Source organism: Pseudomonadota bacterium (genome assembly GCA_039033415.1).
GTDB lineage: Bacteria > Pseudomonadota > Gammaproteobacteria > Xanthomonadales > SZUA-38 > JANQOZ01.
In genome coordinates, this window is the sequence record JBCCCR010000037.1 from 25,448 (window position 1) to 49,968 (window position 24,521).

The 24,521-nt window shown below is 60.0% G+C and carries 17 protein-coding genes; 14 read left to right on the forward strand and 3 right to left on the reverse strand.

The genetic code is table 11. The annotated features are described in order from the left end of the window. The first annotated feature begins 60 nt into the window (after positions 1-60). The 7 genes from AAF358_23620 to AAF358_23650 all read left to right on the forward strand — a co-directional run bounded on the left by AAF358_23620 (position 61) and on the right by AAF358_23650 (position 8,018). Entirely contained in the window at positions 61-2,337 is a 2,277-nt protein-coding gene (locus tag AAF358_23620) for a TonB-dependent receptor (GenBank protein ID MEM7708565.1), read from the forward strand. 6 nt (positions 2,338-2,343) lie between these two features. Continuing rightward, the gene (locus tag AAF358_23625) at positions 2,344-3,150 is read left to right on the forward strand and encodes an SDR family oxidoreductase (protein ID MEM7708566.1); all 807 of its coding nucleotides are present in this window, start codon (positions 2,344-2,346) and stop codon (positions 3,148-3,150) included. A 30-nt stretch (positions 3,151-3,180) separates the two neighbouring features. Continuing rightward, positions 3,181-3,963 carry a glucose 1-dehydrogenase gene (locus AAF358_23630; GenBank protein ID MEM7708567.1) on the forward strand — a complete coding sequence of 261 codons (783 nt, stop codon included), beginning with the start codon at positions 3,181-3,183 and terminating at the stop codon, positions 3,961-3,963. 14 nt (positions 3,964-3,977) lie between these two features. Next, on the forward strand, positions 3,978-4,454 hold the full coding sequence (locus AAF358_23635) for a 2,4'-dihydroxyacetophenone dioxygenase family protein (GenBank protein ID MEM7708568.1): 477 nt from the start codon (positions 3,978-3,980) through the stop codon (positions 4,452-4,454). 47 nt (positions 4,455-4,501) lie between these two features. Then, complete coding sequence (locus AAF358_23640) at positions 4,502-4,996, forward strand: cupin domain-containing protein (GenBank protein MEM7708569.1); 495 nt, start codon at positions 4,502-4,504, stop codon at positions 4,994-4,996. 79 nt (positions 4,997-5,075) lie between these two features. Beyond that, positions 5,076-6,767, forward strand: coding sequence for an AMP-binding protein (locus AAF358_23645; GenBank protein ID MEM7708570.1), 1,692 nt, complete (start codon positions 5,076-5,078; stop codon positions 6,765-6,767). 372 nt (positions 6,768-7,139) lie between these two features. Then, the gene (locus AAF358_23650; protein MEM7708571.1) at positions 7,140-8,018 is read left to right on the forward strand and encodes an SDR family oxidoreductase; all 879 of its coding nucleotides are present in this window, start codon (positions 7,140-7,142) and stop codon (positions 8,016-8,018) included. 34 nt (positions 8,019-8,052) lie between these two features. On the opposite strand, the gene AAF358_23655 is transcribed toward AAF358_23650, so the two are convergent. After that, positions 8,053-9,225, reverse strand: a complete 1,173-nt coding sequence (locus AAF358_23655; GenBank protein MEM7708572.1) for a DUF6607 family protein — start codon at positions 9,223-9,225, stop codon at positions 8,053-8,055. A gap of 195 nt (positions 9,226-9,420) precedes the next feature. Here AAF358_23655 and AAF358_23660 point away from each other — a divergent pair, with 195 nt between their 5' ends. The 3 genes from AAF358_23660 (at position 9,421) to AAF358_23670 (ending at position 12,795) form a co-directional block, all read left to right on the forward strand. Further along, on the forward strand, positions 9,421-10,062 hold the full coding sequence (locus tag AAF358_23660) for a hypothetical protein (protein MEM7708573.1): 642 nt from the start codon (positions 9,421-9,423) through the stop codon (positions 10,060-10,062). 10 nt (positions 10,063-10,072) lie between these two features. Then, the gene (locus tag AAF358_23665; GenBank protein MEM7708574.1) at positions 10,073-10,654 is read left to right on the forward strand and encodes a ferric reductase-like transmembrane domain-containing protein; all 582 of its coding nucleotides are present in this window, start codon (positions 10,073-10,075) and stop codon (positions 10,652-10,654) included. A gap of 89 nt (positions 10,655-10,743) precedes the next feature. Further along, positions 10,744-12,795, forward strand: coding sequence for a serine hydrolase (locus tag AAF358_23670; GenBank protein MEM7708575.1), 2,052 nt, complete (start codon positions 10,744-10,746; stop codon positions 12,793-12,795). A gap of 53 nt (positions 12,796-12,848) precedes the next feature. On the opposite strand, the gene AAF358_23675 is transcribed toward AAF358_23670, so the two are convergent. Next, on the reverse strand, positions 12,849-13,874 hold the full coding sequence (locus AAF358_23675; GenBank protein MEM7708576.1) for an SDR family NAD(P)-dependent oxidoreductase: 1,026 nt from the start codon (positions 13,872-13,874) through the stop codon (positions 12,849-12,851). 204 nt (positions 13,875-14,078) lie between these two features. Here AAF358_23675 and AAF358_23680 point away from each other — a divergent pair, with 204 nt between their 5' ends. Together AAF358_23680 and AAF358_23685 are read left to right on the forward strand one after the other, a co-directional pair. Then, complete coding sequence (locus tag AAF358_23680) at positions 14,079-14,564, forward strand: LEA type 2 family protein (GenBank protein ID MEM7708577.1); 486 nt, start codon at positions 14,079-14,081, stop codon at positions 14,562-14,564. Between the two features lies 1 nt (position 14,565). Beyond that, positions 14,566-15,945, forward strand: a complete 1,380-nt coding sequence (locus AAF358_23685; protein ID MEM7708578.1) for a sodium-dependent transporter — start codon at positions 14,566-14,568, stop codon at positions 15,943-15,945. A gap of 25 nt (positions 15,946-15,970) precedes the next feature. On the opposite strand, the gene AAF358_23690 is transcribed toward AAF358_23685, so the two are convergent. Then, positions 15,971-17,479 (reverse strand): aminotransferase class III-fold pyridoxal phosphate-dependent enzyme, encoded by a 1,509-nt coding sequence (locus AAF358_23690; protein MEM7708579.1) that lies wholly within the window; start codon positions 17,477-17,479, stop codon positions 15,971-15,973. A 107-nt stretch (positions 17,480-17,586) separates the two neighbouring features. On the opposite strand from AAF358_23690, the gene AAF358_23695 reads away from it, so the two are divergent. Both AAF358_23695 and recB read left to right on the forward strand, forming a co-directional pair. Then, complete coding sequence (locus tag AAF358_23695; GenBank protein MEM7708580.1) at positions 17,587-20,586, forward strand: exodeoxyribonuclease V subunit gamma; 3,000 nt, start codon at positions 17,587-17,589, stop codon at positions 20,584-20,586. Then, positions 20,564-24,049 carry an exodeoxyribonuclease V subunit beta gene (gene recB, locus AAF358_23700; GenBank protein ID MEM7708581.1) on the forward strand — a complete coding sequence of 1,162 codons (3,486 nt, stop codon included), beginning with the start codon at positions 20,564-20,566 and terminating at the stop codon, positions 24,047-24,049. Before AAF358_23695 ends, recB begins: the two co-directional genes overlap by 23 nt. The last annotated feature ends 472 nt before the right edge of the window (positions 24,050-24,521 follow it).

The window sequence follows — 24,521 nt, forward strand, 5'->3', positions numbered from 1 at the left end:
TCGGAGCAGGAATTAGCATCCGGACGGACTGGCGTTGATGTCATCCTAAAGGAGTTCTCGATGAGACAGTTCCGCTGTACGGCCTTAAGCGTTTGGTGGTTTGTTGGTGTCGGGGGGCTGGCTGCGTCACCGGCCGTCTTGGGGCAAGACTCCGCGGGCCGAGCGCTGGAAGAAGTGATTGTGACCGCAACCAGACGCGACGCGAGCATTCAGGACATTGGTGTCTCGGTGACTGCGCTGAACGGCGAGCAGCTTCGTCAGGCTGGTGTGGTGCAAACCGAGGAGCTCACGGCCATTACCCCGGGGCTGTCGATCATTCGACCCGGTGCGCCGCTCGCCGGGCTGGTGGCCATTCGAGGGGTCGCGCAGAACGATTTTGCTTCACATCTGGAGTCGGCCAACATCTTTTATCAGGACGACGTCTATCGACCCTCCAACGGCGGCAACCTCACTCGCCTGTATGACGTTCAGCGGGTAGAGGTTTTGAAGGGGCCTCAGGGGACCCTCTTTGGCCGCAACGCAACCGGCGGTCTGATCCATGTCATCACCAATGATCCCGGGGATGAGATTGAGGGTTACCTGGATCTTCAGGCTGCAGAGTTCAACACGCTGACGGCCGAGGGCGCGGTCAGCGTTCCGATCTCTGACACCCTGAAGCTTCGGGTCGCAGGCTTTATTTCGGACAACGATGGCTACGTAGAAAACGACATCGGCGCAGATCAGGGTGAGCTCCGGACCGAAGGTTTAAGAGCCAAACTGCTCTGGGAGCCCAGCGACAACTTTAGTGCTCGGCTGACGGCTGAGTTTTCCGACTACGAGTCTGACGCGATTGGCGGGACGTTTCCGACAGGAGGCTTCGCTGGTGCGGATACGTTGGGGCAGTTTCGACCGTCGCGAAACACCGATACGGGATACATCGATGCAGACGGTGATGTGTTTACCGGGTCGTTCAATGAAGATGGTTCCTACATGCGCGATGAAAGCACCGTCTCGTTGGAGTTGACCTACGACGTTGCCGAATGGACGCTCAAATCCATCTCCGCTTTTAACGATATTGAGTTCAGCTACGACGAGGACAATGACTTAACGCCGTTTGACGTCGCCGAGTTTTACCAGACCACTGAGCAAGACTCCTTTTCGCAGGAGCTGAGAGCGAGCCGCGATTTCGACAAGACGCGGATCACTGCCGGGTTTTACTACCTGGATATCGACGGTGATTACACGCAGGGTTACCAGATCAACAACCTGGGTAATTTCAACAACGCTTTAGGGGCACCCAGCGAATTTCTACCGGGCGGCGAGCCGGGCGCTGTACTTATTCCCCTGGGGCAAAACCAGTTCGGTGACTATGAAATACAAACCGAGTCCTGGTCGGTATATCTACAGGGGGAGTATGACCTGAACGATGCGATGGTCCTGACGGCGGGCCTGCGTTACACCCAGGATGAGAAAGACTATCGGTATCAAAACACCTGCGTCAGCCTCATTGGATCACCGCTGGCGTGTCCGCCGCAGAACCCCGCAACCATTGCCGGTGCGGGAGTTGTTACCGACAGTCATGATGAAGATGGCATCTCCGCTCGGCTGCAGCTTGACTATCGGCTTACCGAAGATTGGTTGCTCTACGCCAGCTACAACCGAGGGTACAAAGCCTTTAACTACAACGCCGGCTTTGCCGGCGCAGCTCAGGTTGAGTTTGTGCGCTTCGACGGCGAACAGCTCAACGCTTACGAACTGGGTAGCAAGCTGGATTTCTTTAATCAGCAGGCCCGACTCAACTTTGCGCTGTTTTATTACGACTACGAGGACTACCAGGCGTTCGACCAACGCGGCGTGAGCTTCATCCTCTCCAACACCGACGCAACCATCTACGGAGCGGAAGGAGAGTTCTCCTTTTCCGTCGGCAACGGCTGGGATGGTCGGTTGGGCCTGGTCTTCGTGGAAACCGACGTGGAAGACGTCGACATTGGCGGTGTTCCGCTGGACCGCGAAGCACCTCAGACGCCTGACCTGGAGTTCAACGTGTCTCTGTCGAAAGGATTTGAGATCGCGAGCGGTGAGGTCCGTGTCGGCGTCGACGCCACCTATGTGGGTGATTACTTCTCCCAGCTAACCAATGCCCCGGTAACCGCTGCGGGAGACTACTGGAACGTCAACACCCGGCTCTCCTACTTACCAGCCCAGGGCAACTGGGACATTGCGTTGTTCGCGAGAAATCTGCTGGATGAAGAGCAGCTCCAGTACGCGTTTGATATTACCTTTCCGGGAAATGGTTTGGTGGAACAGGTATACGGAAACCCCCGCGTCGCCGGCGCCCAGTTTCGGTTCAGGTTCTAAGCGACGGTGGGGAGGCTCGCCGAGAAGGTTGCGCTGATTACCGGAGCCGGTTCTGGCATCGGTCGCGAAACGGTGCGGCGTTTTGTCGCTGAGGGGGCCAAGGTTGTTGCCGCCGACATCGATCAGGACGGAATGAACCGAACGCTTGCGCTCTGCATGGATCACGAAACCCGGGACATCTCGCCCGTTGCCAGTTGCTTGCTGGATGTGCGGAACCGAGAGGACTGGCAAGCGGGCCTCGCAATGGCTAGAGAACGCTTTTCGAAGGTTGATATCGTGGCGAATATTGCCGGCATCGGGGTTGCTGGCTCCATTGAAGAGTTGAAGCTGGAAGATTTCCAGCGAATGGTGGATGTAAACCTGACCGGCGTTGTCCTCGGATGCCAGGAAGGGATAAAAGCCATTAACGCGTCAGGCGGCGCCGGTGCCATCATCAATATGTCGTCGATTGGCGGTTTGGTTGGTCCGTCTGATATCACCGGGTATTGCGCAACCAAAGGTGGTGTCACGACCCTCACAAAATCGGTTGCGATGCACTGCGCGGAGAAACGCTATCCGATCCGGTGCCTTTCCATTCACCCCACCTATGTTGACACCGAAATGCTGGACCCCGTGGCGAGCGAGCTGGGCATCGACCGTGTGGATCTGACGAAGGGTATGGCGGCTCACGTTCCGATGGGTCGAGTTGCGACCCCTCAAGATATTGCCAACGTCGTCGTCTTCGCGGCCTCCGACGAGGCAGCGATGGTCTCGGGGTCGTCGCTGATTGCAGACGGCGCGCAGCTCGCCGGACCTCGGTCCGCTCATAGCTAGGACGGTTAGTCTGCCCAGAGGGAGTATTCGATGGAACTCGACCAAAAGGTAGCTCTCATCACCGGTGGTGCCCAAGGACTTGGCGCCGCGGTGGCGCGGCGCTTTGCGCAAGCGGGGGCAACGCTTTTTATCTCGGACGTCAACGAAGTAGATGGCCGTGCCGTGGCCGACGAGGTGGGCGGCCGATTTCTGGTGCTGGATGTGTCCGACGAGGCGGCCTGGCGTGGGGTCGTTGAGCGAGTCGCTCACGAGCAGGGCCGCCTGGACTTACTGGTCAACAACGCGGGTATTGAGGGAGATGCTGCGGCACCCAAAGACCCCGAACATAGCCCACTGGCCGACTGGGAAGCCATATTCCGGGTCAACATGATGGGTACCTTCCTTGGCTGTAAGCATGCACTGCCGCTGCTGGCGAAGGATGACGGTGGGGCGATCGTGAACTTTTCTTCGGTCGCTTCGCTGCTGCCGACACCGTTCATCACGGCCTACGGTGCGTCGAAGGCCGCCGTCGAGCACTTCACCAAATCGTTGGCCCTTTACGTCGCACAGCAAGGCTACCGGATTCGGTGCAACACGGTACACCCGGGGCAGGTGCTGACGCCCATGCTCCATGGGCTATTTGATCGTATGGCCACCGAGGCAGGAACCACGTCGGATGAATTCGCTGCCCAGTTCAAACAGGAGATTCCGCTGGGTGAGTTTCAGGAACCCAAAGACATCGCCAATGCCGTGCTGTTTCTTGCCTCTGAGTCGGCACGATTCATCACCGGCCAATCGTTGGCGATCGACGGCGGATTTACGCTTTCACACTAGTTGAGGACAGTTAAATGAATAGAGTTCTGGAAATGACTGCGGCTGACGCGCCGGTCAACGCGATGATTACCAAACCTTACCCCGAGTTCACGAAGCTTGGCGCTATTCCATACAAACCCTGGGTCATGGAGGGCGTGCACTTTAAGCTGCTGAGCGTCGACAGTCGGAGCGGTGGTTTTACCTGTATGTTGAAGGTGGATCCGGGGACCAAAGCGCCCGTCCACCAGCACATGGGGGGCATCGAAGTTTTTGTGGTGTCGGGAAACATCTTTTATACCGAGGCAGATATTGGCGAGGCCGGCGACTACATCTTTGAGCCGGCCGGAGATATTCACGAACCCATATCCCCCGAAGGGTGCGAGTTGTTTTGCGTGTTCTTTGGCCCTATCGGCGGGCTCAACGACGATGGCGTGATTGAAGGGGTTGTCGATGCCAAGCTCATGCTGTCGATGGCCCAGGAATATGGTGTCGCTGACCATGTGCGGCAGTAGCGCTGCACAACCCATCACCCTAAGGGTCAAACTCATGGAGCAGCTATATGGGCGTTAGCGGAGCGAGCGAATCAAAAACGTATCCGGGTCGCGACTCCCATGAACACTGGGAAGATGGGTCCCTGATCGTCCGGGCAAGTCAGATTCCGTGGACGCCGTGGGCGTTGGAAGGCACCTACTTCAAGCTGCTCGATTACAGTCGGAACCATTCTTACTTCGTGTTCTTGCTGAAGATTGACGCCAGCGCACCCAAAGCGGTCCACAAACACATCGGTGCCGCTAACGCGTACATTCTGCAAGGCGGCTTCGGCTATGAAAAAGGTGGCGTTAGAGCAGGCGATTTTTTTGTCGAGGCCGGCGGCATCGATCACGCTCCCGAGACGGACGAAGACGGCTGTATCCTTCTAGGGTTTACCAACGGCGCGGTGGCTGGGTACAACGACGACGGTTCCATCGCGGGCATCATCGATGTGGACTGGATGGTTGAACAGGCGAAAGCTCATGGCGCCTTTGACCATCTTTCGAAGGTCCCGCGAAGCTAGTGGAAGAACGGTCGCGGTTGGTTGAGTGCTAGGGTGACCCTTGGCCAGACTCTCGATTTAGCCAGAGCAAGGTGAGGATATGGCGCGACTAACTCAAAGCTATGCATGCGGCTCATCGACCCATCCGATTATCTATGAAACGATTGGCAACTACCTGGATCGTTTAGCGGAGCAGCACCCGGACAACGAAGCGCTGGTTGTTTGCCACCAGAAAATCCGCTGGACCTACGCGGAGTTTAATGCCCGCGTCAACGCACTGGCCGCGGGCTTTCTGAAGCTGGGTATTCGGACGGGGGATCGGGTTGGCATCTGGGGCCCCAATAGCCACGAGTGGGTTTTGACGCAGATGGCGACCGCCAAGATCGGCGCCATCTTGGTATGCGTGAACCCGGCCTATCGCCTGTCGGAGCTTCGGTACGCGCTGAACAAATCGGGCTGTAAAGCGATTGTGAGCGCGGAGCATTTCAAGAGCAGTCACTATCTGGAGATGCTCAACGAGCTGCTGCCGGAACTGGCTGCAAGCGACCCCGGAAACCTCCACGCTGAGGAGCTGCCAGAACTCCGAAGTGTCATTCGTATGGGGGACGACGCGACCCCGGGCATGTATCGCTTTCCAGAGATCTTTTGCGAGGAGGACGACGAGTATCACTCGGAGATTCAGCGGCTCAAAGAGGTCCTTCGACCCGATGATCCCATCAATATCCAGTTCACCTCCGGTACCACCGGAAGCCCCAAAGGCGCAACGCTCACCCATTGCAACATTCTCAACAACGGCTATCTGACTGGGGCCGGTATGCGGCTTACACCGGAGGATCGGTTATGTATTCCAGTGCCGCTCTATCACTGTTTCGGAATGGTGCTGGGAAATCTGGCGTGTTTTGCTCATGGTGCAACCGCCGTTTATCCAGACGAAGCGTTCGACCCGCAAACGACGCTCGAGGCCGTTCAGATTGAGCGCTGCACGGGTTTGCATGGTGTGCCCACGATGTTCGTGAATGAGCTGGAGCATCCGGAGTTTGACCGGTTTGACTTGTCATCGCTACGGACCGGCATTATGGCCGGTGCCCCTTGCCCGGTTGACGTCATGAACCGGGTTATCTCCGACATGAACATGAACCATATTCTGATTGGCTATGGCCAGACAGAGGTGAGCCCGCTGAACCATCTCACGTTGCCTGATGACCCGATTGAGAAGCGGGTGGAAACCGTTGGCAGGGCAGTGCCGTGGGTTGAAATCAAGCTGGTCGACGACCTGGGCCGGGTGGTCCCGATCGGCGAAAAGGGTGAGGTCTGCACGCGCGGATACTCCGTGATGTTGGGATACTGGAACGACGAAGAGCAGACGCGTGCAACCATCGATGCCGCCCGTTGGCTCCATTCGGGTGATCTCGGCGTCATGGACGATGAAGGCTATCTGCGCATTGTGGGTCGCATCAAAGACATGATCATTCGAGGCGGCGAGAACATTTATCCGCGCGAGGTTGAGGAGTTTCTCTACACACACCCCGCCATCGCCGAAGTCCAGGTCTTCGGGATTCCTGACGCAAAAATGGGAGAAGAAGTCTGTGCCTGGATTCAGCTTCGCCCAGGTGAGCTACTGGCGGAAGACGACATCAAGGCGTTCTGTCGCGGCCAAATCACCCACTTCAAGATTCCGAAATACGTTCGTTTTGTCGATGAATTTCCCATGACGGTCACGGGCAAAATCCAGAAATACAAGATGAGCGAGATGATGGCTAAGGACCTTTCTGTCGCCACCGACGCCGGCTAGCTGAGCTGGCCTCCCAACCCATCGGTTGGTTCTTTTGAATCCCCAATCTGGCCCACCGCTGAGCCTAGCGGGCTGCGTGCTGGGCCGGCGGAGCAAGGTGAGGTTGGCCGTGCCGCCCGCCACACTGGGCGGCACGACCAGTGGGCAGTTAAACGGTCAAGAAGACATAAGGGGTAGGCTTCTCATCCAAGTGCAAAACAACTGCCTGGCGAGATAATAATGAGTGGCATTCACACTGGCAAACGGGATTTTTCGCGTTTCCGCTGACCTTTAACCCCTGAAATGAGCCCGATGCTGTCCCGGCAAGAATAGTTTTGGTCGTCGAGCAACGTGCGACCATAGGAGAAATCAACTCCGCGGTCGGTGAAGCCCATGCAAGATCTTAATCTTTCAGAAAAGACTGTCATTGTTACCGGCGCCGGCCGGGGCATTGGCCGCTTAATGGTGTTGGGGCTGGTGGCGTCCGGCGCCAATGTGCTGGGAACGGTCGGGCGAAATAAGGCGGAACTGGATCAAACCGCGGCGCTAGCGGCAGAGCAGGGCCCGGGTGAATTTCGCGGCATCGTGTCGGACGTCAGCCGCTACGAGGACTGCGAGCGCTGCGCGTTTGAGGCGGTTCGAGCATTCGGCCAGATCGACGGCCTGATCAATAACGCGGCACGTGGCCCCCTCGAGGCAAACGATGACTATTTCAGCGCAAAGCCGCCATTCTGGTCAGCACCACCCGAGGCGTATGCGCGGATCGTTGAGACCAACCTGGTTGGCGCCTTCTTTATGACGAAGGCCGCGGTGCCAACCATGCTGGAACAGGGTTTCGGCAGGATCATCAACATCTCGACGTCCCGGCCGACCATGGTGATGCAGGGGCTCGCCGCGTACGGTTCGACCAAAGCGGGGCTTGAGGCCGCCACGGTTCAGTGGGCCAAGGATCTGGACGGAAGCGGCCTCACGGCGAACGTGCTGCTGCCTGGGGGAGCGGCTGACACCGCACTCATTCCCGGCGGCGAGATCGGTTCTCGGGCCATAAAAGATTTTCAGGCCGGCAAAGGGGCGGGCGGGGAAGAAGGGCGGACGGCGGGACTCCTGCCGGCGGACATTATGGTGCCGCCCACCCTTTGGCTGTGCTCCGATGAGTCCGCCGCCTACAACGGCCGGCGGATTGTCGCCAAAGATTGGGATCCTGACCTGCCGCCTGCGAAGGCGGCAGAGGAGGCCACTGACCCACCGGCCGATTCACCGCGAATCATGTAGGTGACGTCCTGGCGCCGCGCCGCAGCAAGCGTATTCAATAAGCGGCTGCCTGTGCCGGCTTGGCGGTTTCGCTCGGGTCGACCCACTTTGCCAAGGTGTTGCGGACGAAGGTCAAGCTTGCTTCTGCGTCGTAGGGAGCATCCGCGCTGATGCCGCCCGCGTACTGAAACATCACCATAAACAGCGACTGGTCATCGAGCTTTTTAGGCACGTGGAAGCTTTCGTGTTGTTCGAACAACTCATTCCATACCTGGCGCACGTCGGCCCAAAACGGCCCGGTCGTTTTCCAGTACTCGTCGCCCGACGAGAAGTCGTGATCGACGATCCGCTCGTAGCGTGCCATGCCCTGCTCGCGAGCGAGATAGGGTTGCTCCGGGTTGGGTGAGCCGTCTTCGGTCAGCACCAGCTTGAGATTGTTTTCTTCCTGGACCCAGCCGTTGCGCGTGATGGTGTGCCGGTTAGTGCCTTCGAGCACGTGGTAATCATCGCGGACGCTGAATTCGCGACGGGGCAGGGGGCGCCAGGTTTTGCTGCTCAGCCAGCTGGAGTAGCTGGGCGTGTGCTCCCATCGGCCGTAAGCCTGATAGCGGGGAGAGTCGTCAACCTGATACACCGACTGTGACCAGGTGCCGGCCGCTTCCTCGGCCGTAAGCGTTGTTTTTCGAAAACGTTGGTGGCCGTCGTAAACGTGCAGCGCCCGATCCTCGTACTGCCAGTCCTGACGCCAGTGCTTGACGACGGCGGGTCCCTGGACGGCACCTTCCTGATCGACAAAAAACATCACGATGATGTGCTGGAGGCTCACAAATTCGGGCTTATCCTCGACGACATAAACGTATTCGGTACCCCAGGACTGATAGGGACGCTTGGGCTGGTAGCCGGCGGTATATCCGACAGTCTCGAGGAAATCAAACGAGGTGCGGTAAGGACCCGCCATCGCCAATATGGCCCGGCGATCGCGTTCCTTTTTTGTGATGCCCGGAGCCTGAAGGTTTTCCCAGGCCTCCGAGGACTCGGTGTCCAGGGTCACTGCCGGCCCTTTCGTGGTGCCACCGCGTGGCGCCATGGTGCTTTGATCCACGAAGTTCCAGGAAAAGGTGTACTGTCGGTCGATGGGTTCAACGTTTTCTTCCTCCGCACTGTTAGCAAATACGGAGGCGGCTAAAAATGTGAGCGGCAGAGCGAGGAATAAGCTTTTGGATGTCATGATCGGATCGTCAGGGCGAAAAAGACTGAGTGTAAATTGCCTTCTTGGCGTTCGCAATTGCTAATACAAATGATTATCGTTATTATTGGATGATACGAACAGAGGTGGTTGAACTGCTGAAGCTTGCCTCACGGGCATTGCGACTGTATGACGTCGTCTCAAAGCACATCACTGCCCCATGTTAAGGAACCATTAATGAACACCCAGACTGTTCTCCGTGCGGGTTTGCTCACCGCCGCGCTTTCCCTGGTCAGCGCCGGGGCAATCGCCCAGGTCGGCAACAACCAAAAACTCCTCAACCCCAATCTCGCCTCAGAGTCGGAGCTCGCTGCGCTTCCCAACGTGTCGGCGGAGTTAGCGAACCAAATTGTGGCCGGTCGGCCCTTCCTCAGTGGCGACGACCTGCACACACTGGTTGCTGCCGAACTCAGCGAAGCCCAGCTTGAGGAACTCTACGGAGCGATGTTTCTGCCCCTGAACCTCAACACCGCCAGCCGCGCGGTGATCATGCGGGTCGGGGGCATGAGCCGAAAAATGGCCCACGAGTTCGAGGAGTATCGCCCCTACACCAGTATCGAACAGTTCCGTCGAGAAATGGGGAAATACGTGGATGACGCGGAGGTCGCCAGGCTCGAGCAGTATGTCTTTGTCCCCATGAATCTCAACGAGTCATCGGACGATCACTTCAAAACAATTCCAGGCATGAGCCGAAAGATGGTCCACGAGTTTGAGGAGTATCAACCCTATGCGGACATGGGTGAGTTTCGGCGCGAAATCGGCAAGTACGTCGACGAGGCTGAGGTCGCCCGACTCGAGCGGTACGTCACCTTAGATTGACCCACCTGAGTTGTCGCTTTTCACCCGGCCCTGGGTATTGTGGTGCACGCTGGCCGCGCCGGGCGTCTGGTGGCTCTATGGCTATCTTGCGGAGTGGATATTCTACGGTCAGCTGATTCAGCTGACCGGCGATTTTTCGGTTCAGCTCCTCATCGTGACCTTGGCGGTCACGCCGCTGAGCCGTCTTTTTCCCGGTGCAGGTCTCTCGCGCTGGCTTAAGGCGAGACGCCGCAACCTCGGCGTCGCAAGCTTCGCTTATGCCACCTTTCACACCGTGGTCTATCTCGACCGGAAGGCCTCGCTGTCTCGCATCGTGGACGAGGCGCTGGAGTGGTCAATGTTCACCGGCTGGCTGGCGCTGCTGATTTTTCTGGCGCTGGCGCTCACCAGCAACAACCGAGCCGTGCGCAGCCTCAAGCGCCGCTGGCAGCAGCTTCATTGGTGGGTTTATCCCGCAGCGGCGCTGACGTTTCTCCACTGGTGGCTCGGCGCTTTTGATCCTACGTCGGCACTTATCCATCTGGCGATTTTGCTGGTGGTTTTATCGTCCCGTTTTCTGCTTCGATGGGGTAGGTCAAACCGCGGCCGCTGATTCGCTGCGCGTCATAGTTTTCCAGGTAAACCCGATGCGGGTGGCGGGCGTCAAAACCTAATACCTGTCGTTTCTTCTGGAGTAACACGATGCACAAAGCCGGCCTCTGCGCCCTGGTTTCCCTGGTCATTTCTCAAGCCGCCATTGCGGATAACGGGCAGATCGCCCACGCCCACCCGGTATCGGGCATCAAGATTGATGGCAATCCGGCCGACTGGCCGAAATCCCTTCCGTCCTATCCCATACAGCGGTCCGGCGACGGCGATCTGGTGCCCGCCAACGAGGCCTTCGACGCCCGCTTTCGCGCGGCCTACGTGCCCGGCGGACGGAGCGTGTTTTTCGCGGTGGAAGTGAAAGACGACGCACATTCGGTGACCGCCGATGCGGACCCTGATTGGTCCGCGCACGACAGCGTCATCGCCTATCTGGACTTTAACCACACCAAGAACGGGTCTGCTTCGGCCCTCTATCTCGCGCTCGGCGACCATCGAGACATGCTCAGCGGCGAGGGAAGCTGGGACGCAGACGTGGCCAAAGCTACGTGGGATCAAGCGGAAGCGGTGGTCAAAAGGCATGAGGGCAAGACGGTGTATGAGTGGCGTATCGACGCTCACAAAAACCTGGCGGCTAACTCGGTCGTTGGCCTCGACTTTTTGATTGCTGACAACGACAAGCCCGGCGAAGACAGTCCGTCGACGCTCTACGTCTGGGGCCCGGGCTTCGGGAAAAGCCAGGCGGGCGGCACCACCGGTGACCTGCTGTTGCTGCCGGCAGACGCTCAGCTCACAACGTTGTCGGGCAAGATCGGCATGGTGTCACCGGCCGGCGGCGTGGTGCCCGCCGACAGCAAGCTGAGAGTCCAGGTGAGTTCGGAAGATCAGCCCGAACTGTGGCTGCAGACGCGCTCTGATGAAACCGGGAATTATCAGCTGGACCTGCCACGCGGGAAGTACACCATCACCAGCGCCAGCAGCATGGTTCGTAAGGACGACGAAATTCCGCAGGTGGTCGGACCGAGCAAGCCCATCACGGTGGAGGTTTCCGGTAAGGCCGAAGTTAAAGCTCCGACGCTAGGGCTTAACACGATGGAATTACCAATCCGGCTGTCGGAACGCGGAGCTTTGTTTACCTTCGGCCAAGACAGTGAAGCGGCTCTTGATGAGACGGTCGAGGCGCTGATGAAACACTTTGACGTCCCGGGTCTTTCGCTCGCCCTGGTGAAAGACGGCGAGCTCCGATTCAACAAGCGTTACGGCGTCCGCAACGCGTACAGTGGCGATCCCGTGCTCGAGGACACGCTGTTTGAGGCAGCCTCAATCACCAAAGCGGTTTTTGCCTTTGCCGTGAATCGGCTGGCGGAGCGGGGTGTGATCGATCTGGATAAGCCGCTCTATGAATATCTGCCGTTTGAGGATATCGCGCACGACAAGCGATACCAGAAAATCACCGGGCGTATGGCGCTGTCTCACCAGACGGGTTTTCCCAACTGGCGCTGGGCCAACGATGACGGCAAGATCGACATCAAGTTCTACCCCGGCATCAAATACGGCTACTCGGGCGAGGGCTTTGAATACCTTGGGCGTGTGGTGTCCCACCTGACGGGCAAGCCGCTTGAGCAGGTGCTGCTGGAAGAGGCGCTGCAGCCGATGGATTTTGCCGGCAATACCTATTTCTCCGACCGCCCTGAGCTACATCGTCAGGCGTCGCGTGGCCATCTGGCGGGCATGACCGGACCGCACGATTTTCCCGGCGAGGTCGGCGTTGCGCACAGCATGTACACCGAAGCCAAAACGTTTTCCGGGTTTATGGTCTCGCTGCTGGCGCGCAAGGGGCTGTCAGCCGAGGGCTACGAGAAAATGCTGGAGCCCCAGGTGGAAGTGCCGCTGGATCCCGAGGAGCAGCCGCAGTGGCCGAGTCGCTATGGGCTGGGCTTCCACCTGATGAACACCCCGTACGGACTGGCTTATGGTCACGGTGGCAACAACGGCAATTTCACCTGCCAGTTCGAGCTTTATCCGGAACAGGATATGGGTTTTGCGATCTTCACCAACGCGGATACCGGCTCGCTGCTGGTTAACGCGCTTCGCGAATATCTGGTGATTGGTAGCGCTGAACCACAGGCGCTCAGCAGTATCGATTGAGCTTTGAGGCGACGACGGTGAGGGCTCAGGCGAGCCCTCACGCTGGCCGGGCCTTACGGCTGTTCGTCGTAGAACCCCGGCATCGTTCTTGGCTGTTTACCTTGGGCAATGCGGGCCTCATTCCGGTAGATCTCGAGCAGTTCGTCGTCGCTTAAGCTGTGGTCAGCGTCCACGTTGAGCCCGGCGATCTCCTCCAGCAACTTGGCGATGGTAATGCGCGCTTCGTCCGACTCACCGGGAACAAGATAGTGCTCGCGAGGTGACTCGGAAAACAGCGCCTGTTCAATCGCGAGCGCAACGGGCATTGGCGAGGGCCCGATGTTCATGGGTTCGCCGGACATACGACGCTTACAGCTGTCGATGTAGCTCTCCATGCTCTTGCCAAAGTAGCGATAGGTTTTTTTCGCCTGGTTCTGCAGCATTCGTTTGCATCGCGATTTGCCAATGTCTGACGCAAAGCCGCCGGGGAGGATTGAACTAACCGCCACGCCCAACGGACCAAGCTCCCAGGCCATCTGATCGGTAAGTCCTTCCAGGGCGTGTTTGCTTGCCACGTACATGCCGTAGCCGTCGAATCCGCCGGCGAGGACGCCCGAAATCGAGCTGATGTTGACGATTCGCCCCTTTGACTCGATCACCAGGGGCGCAAAAGCTTTGCTCACCCGAAATACACCGAAGACGTTCACGTCAAAAATGAACTGAAAGTCCTTAAAGTCTGCTTCGATCAAGGGGTCGACGACATTGACGCCGGCGTTGTTCACTAGCCCCCAGAGTCCACGGCCTTCTTTTTCGATGAGCTCGACCGCCGCGTCGATGTCGCTTTGGATCGTGACGTCGAGCCGAACGGCCTTGATATTCTCAATCTCGTTCAGCTCGTCGATATCGTTTTGCTTCCTCGCCCCGGCGTAAACGAAGTAACCAGCTTTAGCCAGGTGCTCAGCGGTCAGTCTGCCGATGCCGGTGGTGGCGCCGGTGATCAACACCGCCTTCGGGGTTTTGGTCTCTTGTGCCGGGGCAGCGTTAGCCCAGGCGAGGAGCACAACCGCAACAATACCAATTGTTCGAGTTACGCTTCGCATCAATTTCTCCTCTTAGAAAGTTTTCTCAGAGCACAAAGTTTTCGACATTGACGCGCGAGAACTTCGATGGCGCAAAAGGTTGTGCTCTGGATAGTAGCGGATTCGTCGCTGTCGGAAAGCTCAGCACCATCAGGCGCCGGGCACCGCGTTGACAGAAATCTGAACATACTGCGTAATCGCGACCGTGATCTTTCCGGAGTTGCCATGCTGAGTCATTGCTGTACGAAGCCAAGACCCGGGCTGCTGAGTGCCGTTTTGCTGCTGGCTATTTCTCTCAGCGGCTGCGCCGGACTTCGTCCCGGCTATGAGCGGCCGACGGTGGCAGTCAGTTCTTTTCGCGCACTGCCGGGGAGCGGCGCTCTGCCCGAATTTGAAATCGGGCTGCAGGTCATCAACCCAAACCCAGAGCCCCTCGAGCTGCGGGGTGTTTCCTATTCGATTCGCCTTGAGGGCCATGAGCTGATCAAGGGCGTGGCTAACAACCTGCCGGTCGTAGAGGGTTACGGCCAGGAGGCCGTTACGCTGACGGCGTCCGCGAATCTGCTCGCTGGGATCAGGCTGCTCACAGACCTGATGAGCGGGCCGCGCGACAGTTTTCGCTATGAATTTCGCGCTAAGTTGGATCCGGGTGCACTGGTGCCATCGATACGCATTACGGATGCGGGCGAAATCAATCTAAGGAGTAACTAATATGGCAGCAGGCGGCGCACAAACGGAGATGTGGTCCTCGCGGAGCGGGTTTCTGCTCGCGAGCATCGGTTTTGCTGTAGGGCTCGGGAATATCTGGCGCTTCCCTTACGTAACCGGCGAATACGGCGGCAGCGCGTTTTTGTTTGTCTATCTCGCCTGCGTGGTGTGTATCGGCATTCCGCTGTTGATGACAGAGCTGGCGATCGGCCGACGCGGTCGCAGCAGTCCCGCGGGAAGCTTCCGTGAGGTGGCTTATGAAGCTGGCGCAAGCCCCGCCTGGCGTCATGTCGGGACGCTCGGCGTACTCTGCGTGTTTACGATTTTGTCGTATTACACCGTCTTGTCAGGCTGGACCTTCGACTACCTTGTGCGATCGGTTGGCGGCGCCTTTGGCGGCATAACCAGCGAGCAGTCCGGCGCCATGTTTGGAGACTTGATGAACAACCCCGGGCGGCTGCTGTTTTGGCATACGGTGGTTAACGTCCTCATCGTCGTTGTGGTGCGCCGGGGTGTCCAGGGCGGTATCGAAAAGGCGGTGAAGCTGCTCATGCCGGCCCTGTTTGCGGCGCTGCTAGTCATGGTGGGCTACGGCGTTGTCGCCGGCGATTTCGCGGCGGCGCTGAAATTTATGTTCGAACCGGACTTCAGCAAAATCACGTTCGAGACGCTGATGGTGGCAATCGGTCAGGCCTTCTTTTCCATCGGTATCGGGCTGGCGGCGATGATCACCTTTGGTGCTTACCTGCCGAAGCAGGTGTCGATTCCCGGTTCTGCGGTGACCGTGGCGTTGGCTGATACCGGGGTCGCGGTGATCGCGGGGCTCGTCATCTTTCCGCTGGTGTTTCAGTTTGGCCTGGAACCCTCCGGCGGACCGGGCCTGATCTTTACCACCTTGCCGATCGCCTTTGGGCAGATGCCGGGCGGGCAGGTGTTCGGTGCCATCTTTTTTGTGCTGCTGATCGCCGCGGCGCTCTCGTCGTGTATCGGCTGCGCTGAGGCTGTCGTCTCCTGGGTGGATGAGCACTGGGGCGTTTCGCGGCAGAAAGGTGTGCTGATGGTGGCCGGTGGAGCCTGGCTGCTGGGATTTCTGTCGATTGCGTCGCTGGGTCGCTGGTCGGGCTACTACCCGCTGGACTTCATCCCGGTGTTTGCGGGCAAAACGATTTTCGACACGCTCGACTTCCTGGCCGCGAACATTCTCCTGCTGATCGGTGGCTTGTTGACGTCGCTGTTCTTTGGGTGGGTGGTGCCCCGCTCGCTAAAGCAGGACGAGCTGGGCCTGGGCGACGGCGTGCTGTTTGGCTTTTGGCGCGTAATGCTGAGATTTGTGATCCCGCCGATCCTCCTGATCGCCCTGGTTTTGGGATTGACCCAGTCCTAGCTTCCAGCGCGGTCAGGATTGCGGGCTACAACGCCTCGGCCAGCGGCAACTCGCGACGAGGACCGTTTTCCAGCGCGTCCGCCACGGCGTTGACCACCAGCGAGAGCTCCTCTCCATCAATCGCGAAGTGGGGCGTAAAGCGCAGCGAATTCTCACCGCCGTGAATCACGCCAATCCCGTGCAGCCGCAGGTACTCTTCCAGGCTGCTGGCACCGTAGGCCCGAAACTCGCTGCTGACCTCGCAGCTGAACAGCAGCCCGGTGCCCTGAACCTTGGTGATCCGCCCAGGCATGCGGTCGGCGAGTTCCTTGAGTGCGGCAACAAACTCAGCGCCACGGTCGCGGATGTTTTGACGTAGCGCCGGGGTCAGCTGCCGCAGGACGGTGGCGGCGATATCCATGGCGCGCGGATTGGCGGTCATCGTGTTGCCGTAAATACCGGCACGGTAGAGCTCAGCGGCTCGATGGTTCATCGCGAGAACCGACATTGGGTACTGGCCCGCGTTGAGGGCCTTGGAATAGGTTTCCATGTCGGGTGCCGGCAGTTTTTCAAAGCCGGGATAGTCCACAATCGACAGACAGCCGTGGGCGCGCAGCCCGGCCTGAATCGAATCCACCAGCAGCAGCGAGCCGTGCTGTTCGGTGAGCTGGCGGGCGGCGGCGTAAAACTGCGGCGTGATCGCTTCACCGGGGTTGCCTTCGCCCATCACCGGTTCCATGAAGAACGCTTCAATGAAAACCCCGCTTGCCTCCGCGTCGGAAAAGATCTGGTGTAGCGCGGCGACATCGTTGGGTTCGACGGTGATCAGGTGGTCGCGGTCTCGGAAGCTGGCCAGGTGCCGCCGATAGTTCTTGCGCGATGAATCAGAAAACTGGGCCGGTCGGTCCGTCCGACCATGAAATCCGCCCTTGAGCGACAGTATGCGAATCTCGCGGCCCGCCGCCTTGCCGCCCGGATCGGTCATCTGTTTGGCGTTGACGTCCGACAGGCGAGCGGCAGCGGTGACCGACTCCGACCCGCTGTTGAGAAACAGAAAGTGTTCAAACACCGGGTTTTCTTCGCCGCGGGCATGTCCGATTTCCCGCTGCAGAGCGTCCATCAGGCGTCGCTGCGCGAAATTGCCGGTCATGATGTTGGCCATGACCTGATGGCGACCCAGCGTATCGTCCAGCGCCGACGGGTTGTGTCCAAACCCAAGCATGCCGTAGCCGCCGGAGTCGTGAATCACAGCACCCTTGGTGGTCACGACCCAGGGCCCGCGGGCAGCGAGCGCAACGTATGGATTGACCGCGTCGTGGGCGTAGAAATTCACAACGCCCTCCTGGATCTTTTCGCGCTGTTCGATTTCGTCCAGATCCACGAGGTCCGGATACTCCTCGCGGATACAGCACCAGACACTCAAAGCATCTTCTACCGCCTGTCGCAGCTCGGGATGAGAGTGAGAAAACTGCTCGATGACCGCGTCTTCCAGACCGCGGGTGTGTGTCTTCCCGCCGCAGGAGCGTAACTGCCCCAGTTGCTCTAAGATGTTCATCAGGCGTGTCCTTTCATCTGTTGGTTCGGGCCGCCGCCGCGAGCGCCAGGGCGCTCAGCGTGGCCTGCTTCAGGCCCCACAATTAACGCGGATTTTAGCACAACCCCATGTATGCCCTTTGCCAAGGGAATCGCCTGGAAACGCTCGCCGACCGACTCACCGAGGCGCTCAGCGGGCCTCGAGACAATCCGCTGGCCGCGCCCTGGGTGCTGACACCACACCCCGAAATGGGCCAGTGGCTGGCGCGCCGGCTGGCTCAGGCCAACGGGGTCAGCGCGAACATCCATTTCACCCCCGCAGCCGCGGCCGTGTGGCGGCTGCTCGAAGCGGCAAACCCCGAGATCAAACCGGGTGGCGAGTTTTCGCCCGCGCAGCTCACGCCGCGGATCTTTGGGCTGTTTGCGCAGCTCCCAACGGAGCCTGCCTTTGCGCCGCTGCGTCGCTATCTGGAGTGGCAGGACTCCGCTTCTCAGATGGCGTTTGCGCGGCGCCTGGCCGACGTCTTCGATCAATACCTTGCCTTCCGGCCCGACTGGCTTCTGGAGTGGGAACAAGGCCGGGGAGGGCAATGGCAGGGCTGGCTCTGGCGCCAGTTAACGCAAGATCAACCGTGGCATTGGGCACGGGCCATTCAGTGGCTGGGGGCGACAGACAGGGTCGACCTGTCCTCGCTCGCGTTGCCGTCGATTCATGTGTTTGGGCTCACCACGCTGTCGCCGGGTTTGCTGCTGGCGATCAGGCGGTTCTCTGAGGCGATTCCCACGCAGGTTTATCACTGGACGCCAACCGAAGCCTACTGGACCGATGTGCCCAGCCCACGCTCGCCCAAAGCGGTCAGCCAGGAGCAGGAGCCTTACGTGTCGCAGCTGCTCGCATCCCTGGGACAGCCTTTGAAAGAAGTGGCAGACCAGCTGTTCCAGTGGGAGCCCAACGAGGTTGACCTGTTCGATGCCGACTTGCCGGCCTCGCTGCTCGGAACCCTTCAGCGTGAATTGCTGAGCTTTGATTACGCTGCAGACTCGCGCGATGTTGTCGCTGACCCAAGTTTCGGTATCCGGCGGTGCGCCAGCCGCCAGCGTGAGGTGGAGGTGTGCCGGGACGAGCTGCAGCGCCGATTTGACGAGGACCCGACGCTCGCACCGGACGATGTGCTGGTGATCTGTCCGGACTTAGATGCCTACCTGCCGGCGATTCGGGCGGAGTTTGGTCGCGCCGGTTCCGACCAGTGGCCCTGGCGGGTACTCGGAGGGCAGGCTGCCCGAACGTTTGACGCTGGCAGCGCTTTACTGCAGCTGCTGAGGCTGCTTAGTCAGCCGCCACTGGATCGTTTGTTTCTGGACCTCCTGCAATATCCGTCGATTCAGCGTCGCTTTGGCCTGGGCCCGGGTCAGGTCTCGAGCGTCCACCGCTGGGTCCAGGCAAGCGGTTTGTTCGTCGACGTGCCGGAAGGCAAGTTTTCCTGGCAAACGGCGCTCGATCGCTTGGTTTCGGCGCTGACCGAAAGGTCGGAAGACGGGATGCTCCACAGCGCGGAGTTGGCACACCCGTCGGAAGCCGAGGAGATGGGTCGGCTTTTCGATCTGCTCAAGTTGCTGCAGACGTTTCATGAACGGCTGAGTCGACCGCAGACGTTGCGACGCTGGTCCACGCTGATCAATCAGCTTGGTGATGCGGCGCTGAATCCCGACCTTGCAGATCTGGGCGCGCTGGCCGAACTGTACAAAGCCCTGGCGGAGGTCACGTCGCACGAGGAGGTTGTTGTTGACCTGTCGGCACTGGTGACGCTGCTGAATCAGGTTCGTCCGCCAGGGCATCTGGCAGGCGGCGGCCCCGGCGCGCTGACCGTCGCCACGCCGGCGGCCGTGCGGCTTCTGCCGGCGAGGATCATTTATGTGCTCGGAGTCACCGACGGCGAGTTCCCGGCGCCGGTGCTGCGCTCTGAGCTGAACCGGATGGACCTGTCTGCGCCACGAACCGGTGACCGCGTCCGCCTGCTCGAAGATCGATTGCTGGTCCTTGAGTGGATCAGCTCCGCACGGGACGCGCTGCTGCTGAGTGGCCGGTCGAGAAACCCTGTCACGGCGGAGCTCGAGTCGCTGTCCAGCGTGCTCGAGGAGCTGACTGCCTGGTGCCAGAGTCGTTACGGGATAGCGCCCGACAGGCTCGCGCGAACGGTCCCGCTCCATGGCTTTTCGGCGCAATACGGTTCGGGGGAGACCGGTTACAGCACCCATTTCAACGTGGCAGCGGCCGCGCCGGTTGAACGCTTTTTGACCGACCCGCTCCCAATGGCAAGGATCGATACCATCGCGCTGGACGATCTGTGCCGTTTTTGGCGGAACCCTGCACGGTGGTTTGTCGAACAGGTCTTAGGCGTTTGGCTCGAGCTGCCGGAAGGCGTTTTGGCTCAGCTCCCACCGGCGTCGATCGATGGGCTGACCCGCTACCAGCTGCTGGAGCAGGCTCTTTCGGGTGACGAAGATCTGTTGGGCTCAACGCTCACGGCAGCATTGGCCGACAGCGTGGCGCTTCCGGACGGCAAGCTCGGCCTGGCGCTTGCTGCCGGCATGACCAGCCAGGCGCAGCAGCTGCGGGAGCGTGAACAGCGGTTTACCCTGGCAGGCCGTCCAGCTGACCTCTCGGTGAGCATTTCCCTGGGGGGCGTGGTGCTTGAGGGCACGGTGGACGGCGTGATTGCCGAGCGGCGCATGACCAGCAGCCACAGCCGCCTCGAAGGGGCCCGCGAGCTCGATTGCTGGATCAGGCACCTGGCGCTTTGCACCCGGCAACCCGAGGCGAGCAGTCTGCTGGTGGGTACCGCCGGCGCGCTGCGTTTTCGATCGGTCGAGGACCCGGAGGTTGTGCTGACCACACTCGTCGAGGGTTTTGTGGCCGGGCAGCAGGCTCCGCTGCGCTTTTACCCGGGCCCGTCGAGGCGCCAGGCAGCCGGGAAAGCCGCGGATTTTGAGCTCGACTACGCCGGCGCATCGAATCCGTATGTCGAACTGGCCATGCGGGGCCGCGATCCGCTGGGTCCCGAGTTTGAGGCGCTGGCGGCGACAGTCTGGCAACCTCTTTTCGAGCATGAGTCCGATGCAGCACTTTGATCTGGTAAACGTGCCGCTGGACGGCTGGAATCTGCTGGAAGCGAACGCCGGAACCGGGAAGACCTACAGCATGTGCGGCCTGTTTCTCCGGCTCATGCTCGAACGCGGCTTAAGCCACGATCAGATTGTTACCATCACCTTTACGCGAGCGGCCACGGGCGAACTCCGAACGCGCCTGCTGCAAACGCTCCTCGCCGCGCGCGGCCACCTGACTGAAGCTGAGGACGCGGTCAGCAACGCTGACAGCGCTGACGATCCCGTGCGGCAAATCTGCCGGCCGTTTCGTGGCGATGACCAGGCGCTGCGGCGTATCGATCGTGCGCTGCGGAGTTTCGATCTGGCGCCGGTGCTGACCATTCACAGCCTTTGTCAGCGAGTGCTGACCGAATCGAGTCTCACCAGCGGCTTCAACGTCGATGCGACTGTGGTCGACCAGCAGCGAGAGGTTCTAGGTGATATTGTCGAGCAGGCCTGGGTCGATCATCTGGCGACACTCTCAGGCCCGCTGGTGGCGCAGCTTCAATCGATGGACCACCAGAAGCTGTCGAGTGACGTGGATCGCCTGCTTGCGCGCCCCTACGCTGTTATCCAGGCACCCGAACTGTCCGATCCCGGCGAGCTGGCGGAAGCCCTCCTGGTAGCGCGGAAAAAGGCCGCCGACATCTGGGAGGCCGATCGCGAGGCAATCGTTTACGTACTGCGCGACGCGGCGGAGACCTTCAAAAAGACCAGCCACAGCCCTGAGCGTGTCGACCATTCGCTCAGCGTTATGCCGGCCTACCTGCGGTTCGGTCTGGGCGGAGCCGAGCTACGCGACGTCAGCCGACTCAGCCAGGAGAAGATCAGCAGCGGGACGCTGCAGAAAGCCGAGTCGGTTCCCGAGCACCCGTTTTTTACGGCGTTGGATCGCTGCGTTGCGCTGGAAACGACGTTTGTGGAAGCGGCCGATTTGTACCGCAAGAACCTGCCGCGGCTGCTGCTGGATGACGTTCGCCGGCGCTTGGACGACTGGAAACGGGCCAATCATGCCCTGACGTTTGACGACCTGGTGCAGCAGCTCCACGGCGCTCTTAAGGACGATGGCGTGGCGAAGGCGCTGGTGGCGCAGGCCGACGGCCGCTATGGCGCGCTGCTGGTGGATGAATATCAGGACACTGACCCGCTGCAGGCCGAGATTTTTGAGCGGCTGTTTGGTCCCATGAATGTGCCGGTATGGCGGGTAGGGGATCCGAAGCAGTCGCTTTATGGCTTTCGCGGGGCTGACCTTCACGCGTATCTCGCGACCCGAGCCAAGACGCCTAACTGCTATCGCCTGGTCCAGGACTGGCGGGCACAGCCAGCGCTGATCGACGCGGTCAACGCGCTTTTCAGCTCGACGGAGCAACCGTTTTTGCTGCCGGCGATTGAGTTCGCGAGCGCCGTCGCCGCGCCCCGAACGCCTCTGCTGCTGGAAATCGACGATGAGCCGCAGTCCGCGCTGACGGTCTGGTCTGTGGACACACCAGGAGGCAGCAGCCGTGCCGCCCAGTCCTGCGCCAGTGAAATTGCCCGGTTGCTCAGCCTCGCGGATAAGGGCCGGGCCAAGCTGCGTGAGGGAGACGAGCTTCATAACCTGGAAGCTCAGCATTTGGCGGTGCTGGTTCGGTCGAACGCGCAGGCGGCAACCATGGCAGAGGCACTGGCCGCGCTCGGGATTGCCTCCTCACGGGCGGGAGTAGAAAGCGTCTTTGAATCGGCTGAATCGGTTGAGCTCGAGCGCTTGCTGCATGCTGTCTCACAGCCCGCTCGTCGCGAACGGGTCGCAGGCGCGCTGACCACCCGCCTGCTGGGTTTCACGGCCCAGGACCTTTATCGCTGGCGCAACGACGAAGCCGAGCAGGATCGCTGGGCGGATCGACTCCGCGACTGGCGACAGATCTGGAGCGACCAGGGGGTTTACCCGCTGCTGCTGGCGGTGCTGCGACAGGTGGAGGTCGCAGACCGGATTTTGCCGCTGCCCAATGGTGCTGCGGTGATGTCGAACCTTCTGCAGCTGGCAGACCTGATGGAAAGTGAGACCGGCGGTGGCAGCCACACGCTTGATGATCAGTTGCGTTGGCTCAGCGCTGAGCGGCAGCACCCCAGCCGGTCCGAAGAACGTATCGTTCGGCTGGATCGCGACTCTCAGGTGGTGCCGATCGCGACCGTTCACCGAGCCAAAGGGGCGGAATACCCGGTGGTGTTCTGTCCGTTTCTCTGGCGCAGCAGCAGACACCCGCAGAGTTTTGTTGAGGTGCACGAAGACGGACAGCTGGTGTTCGATTTCGGAACCGACCAGGCAGAAGTGCGCGGAGCGGAGCAGCGACGCGAGCGGATCAGCGAAAACGCGAGGGTGGCGTACGTGGCGCTCACTCGCGCCCAGGCCGCCTGCTATCTGCCGTGGTCGGTTGACGCCCGCAGCGGAACGCCGGAGAGCGGGTTGAGCCATCTGCTGATTCCGGAACATGCCGACACGTTTGGTATGCCGCCAGGTAAGCGCAATTACGCGGCGTTGCTCGAGCGGTATCTGGCAGGGTTTCAGCGGGCGGGCGCACGAATGGTGGAAGAACCGGAACGTCCCATGGCTCGGGCTCCGGCGCCGGCTTATCCGACCCACCGGGAGCCCGCTACCCGGCCGACGCGACGCTGGCTGGTCAGCAGCTACTCCAGACTGTTCAGCGGCGCAGCTCAAGACCGCGATATCGATGAACAGATCACCACGGCCGCGGCGCCGCTGGAACCTGCGGAGGGCTCGATTGCGGCGCTGCCCGCCGGGGCTCAAACGGGCCTGATGATGCACGATCTGCTCGAAAACCTGCCCGGTTTTAACGCTGGGCCCGAGGAGGTTCAGCGTCTGGCCGCGCAGTACCTTCAGCGTTATTCGCTGCCGCTCACTTACCTCGACGCCCTGGCTTCGACCGTCAGCCTGCTGCTGACGACTCCGCTGGGTCCTGACAACATGGTGCTGCAGCAGATCGCACACCACGAGGAGCTGCGGGAGATGGAGTTCCACCTGCATACCCCGCAGCTAGAGCCAGGAGCCTTGTGGCAGGTGATCCGGGGTTCCGAGCCCCCCGCGTACTTCAATTCGCAGACCGTGCGGGGGTACGTCCATGGATACGTTGATCTGATTGTTTGCTGGCAGGGCCGCTACTGGGTAATCGACTACAAGAGCTCTCGGCTCGGGGTTACACCCGCCGACTACGGCGCTCCGCAGCTTGCGGCGGATGTGGCCCTCCACGACTATGACTTCCAATATCACCTCTATCTGCTGGCGCTCGATCGACACCTCAATCGTTGCCTGCCTGAGTATCGCTATGAAGAGCACATCGGGGGCGTGCTGTACCTGTACTTACGGGGGATTGATTCCGCAGGCCATGGCGTTCACTATGCAAGGCCAGACAAGGAAGTTGTCGCGCGTCTCCGGGAGCTACTCCTCAAGTAGATTCTAGCTTTCGTTCGTAGGTCTTTGATTTTCGTATATCGTTGATTAGTTTACGGTTTTTGACTTCCAATTTCGAGCCCGCGACGGTAATATTTGCCCATAGTTCGATGCAGGGCATTGGGAGCCCCTTCGAGCTGGGGAGTTAACCAAACGATTTTAAGTTTCAAACCGGTTCGCGGGTTGCGTCAGACGGTAGATGCCATGCAGGCCGTCCTGGGCCGCACCTCCCCCAAAATCGGTGTCTACGGTTAGCTGGAGATCGGCCACTGCTAGGGATGTGGGGTCGACGATTTTGCCAGCGTTGCTGTGGCTCGCGGACCGTGTTTGATTTGACGTCGAATTCATCCGACGCTCCGAAAACGCCGCTGATTGCGGCGTTTTCTTTGGGCGTACCATTCCCGAAACGCTTTTTTCACGGCGCTGCCAGTCCTCATTAGTTAATGCGCAAGTTTTGCGCGGTGAGCGGTTGCTG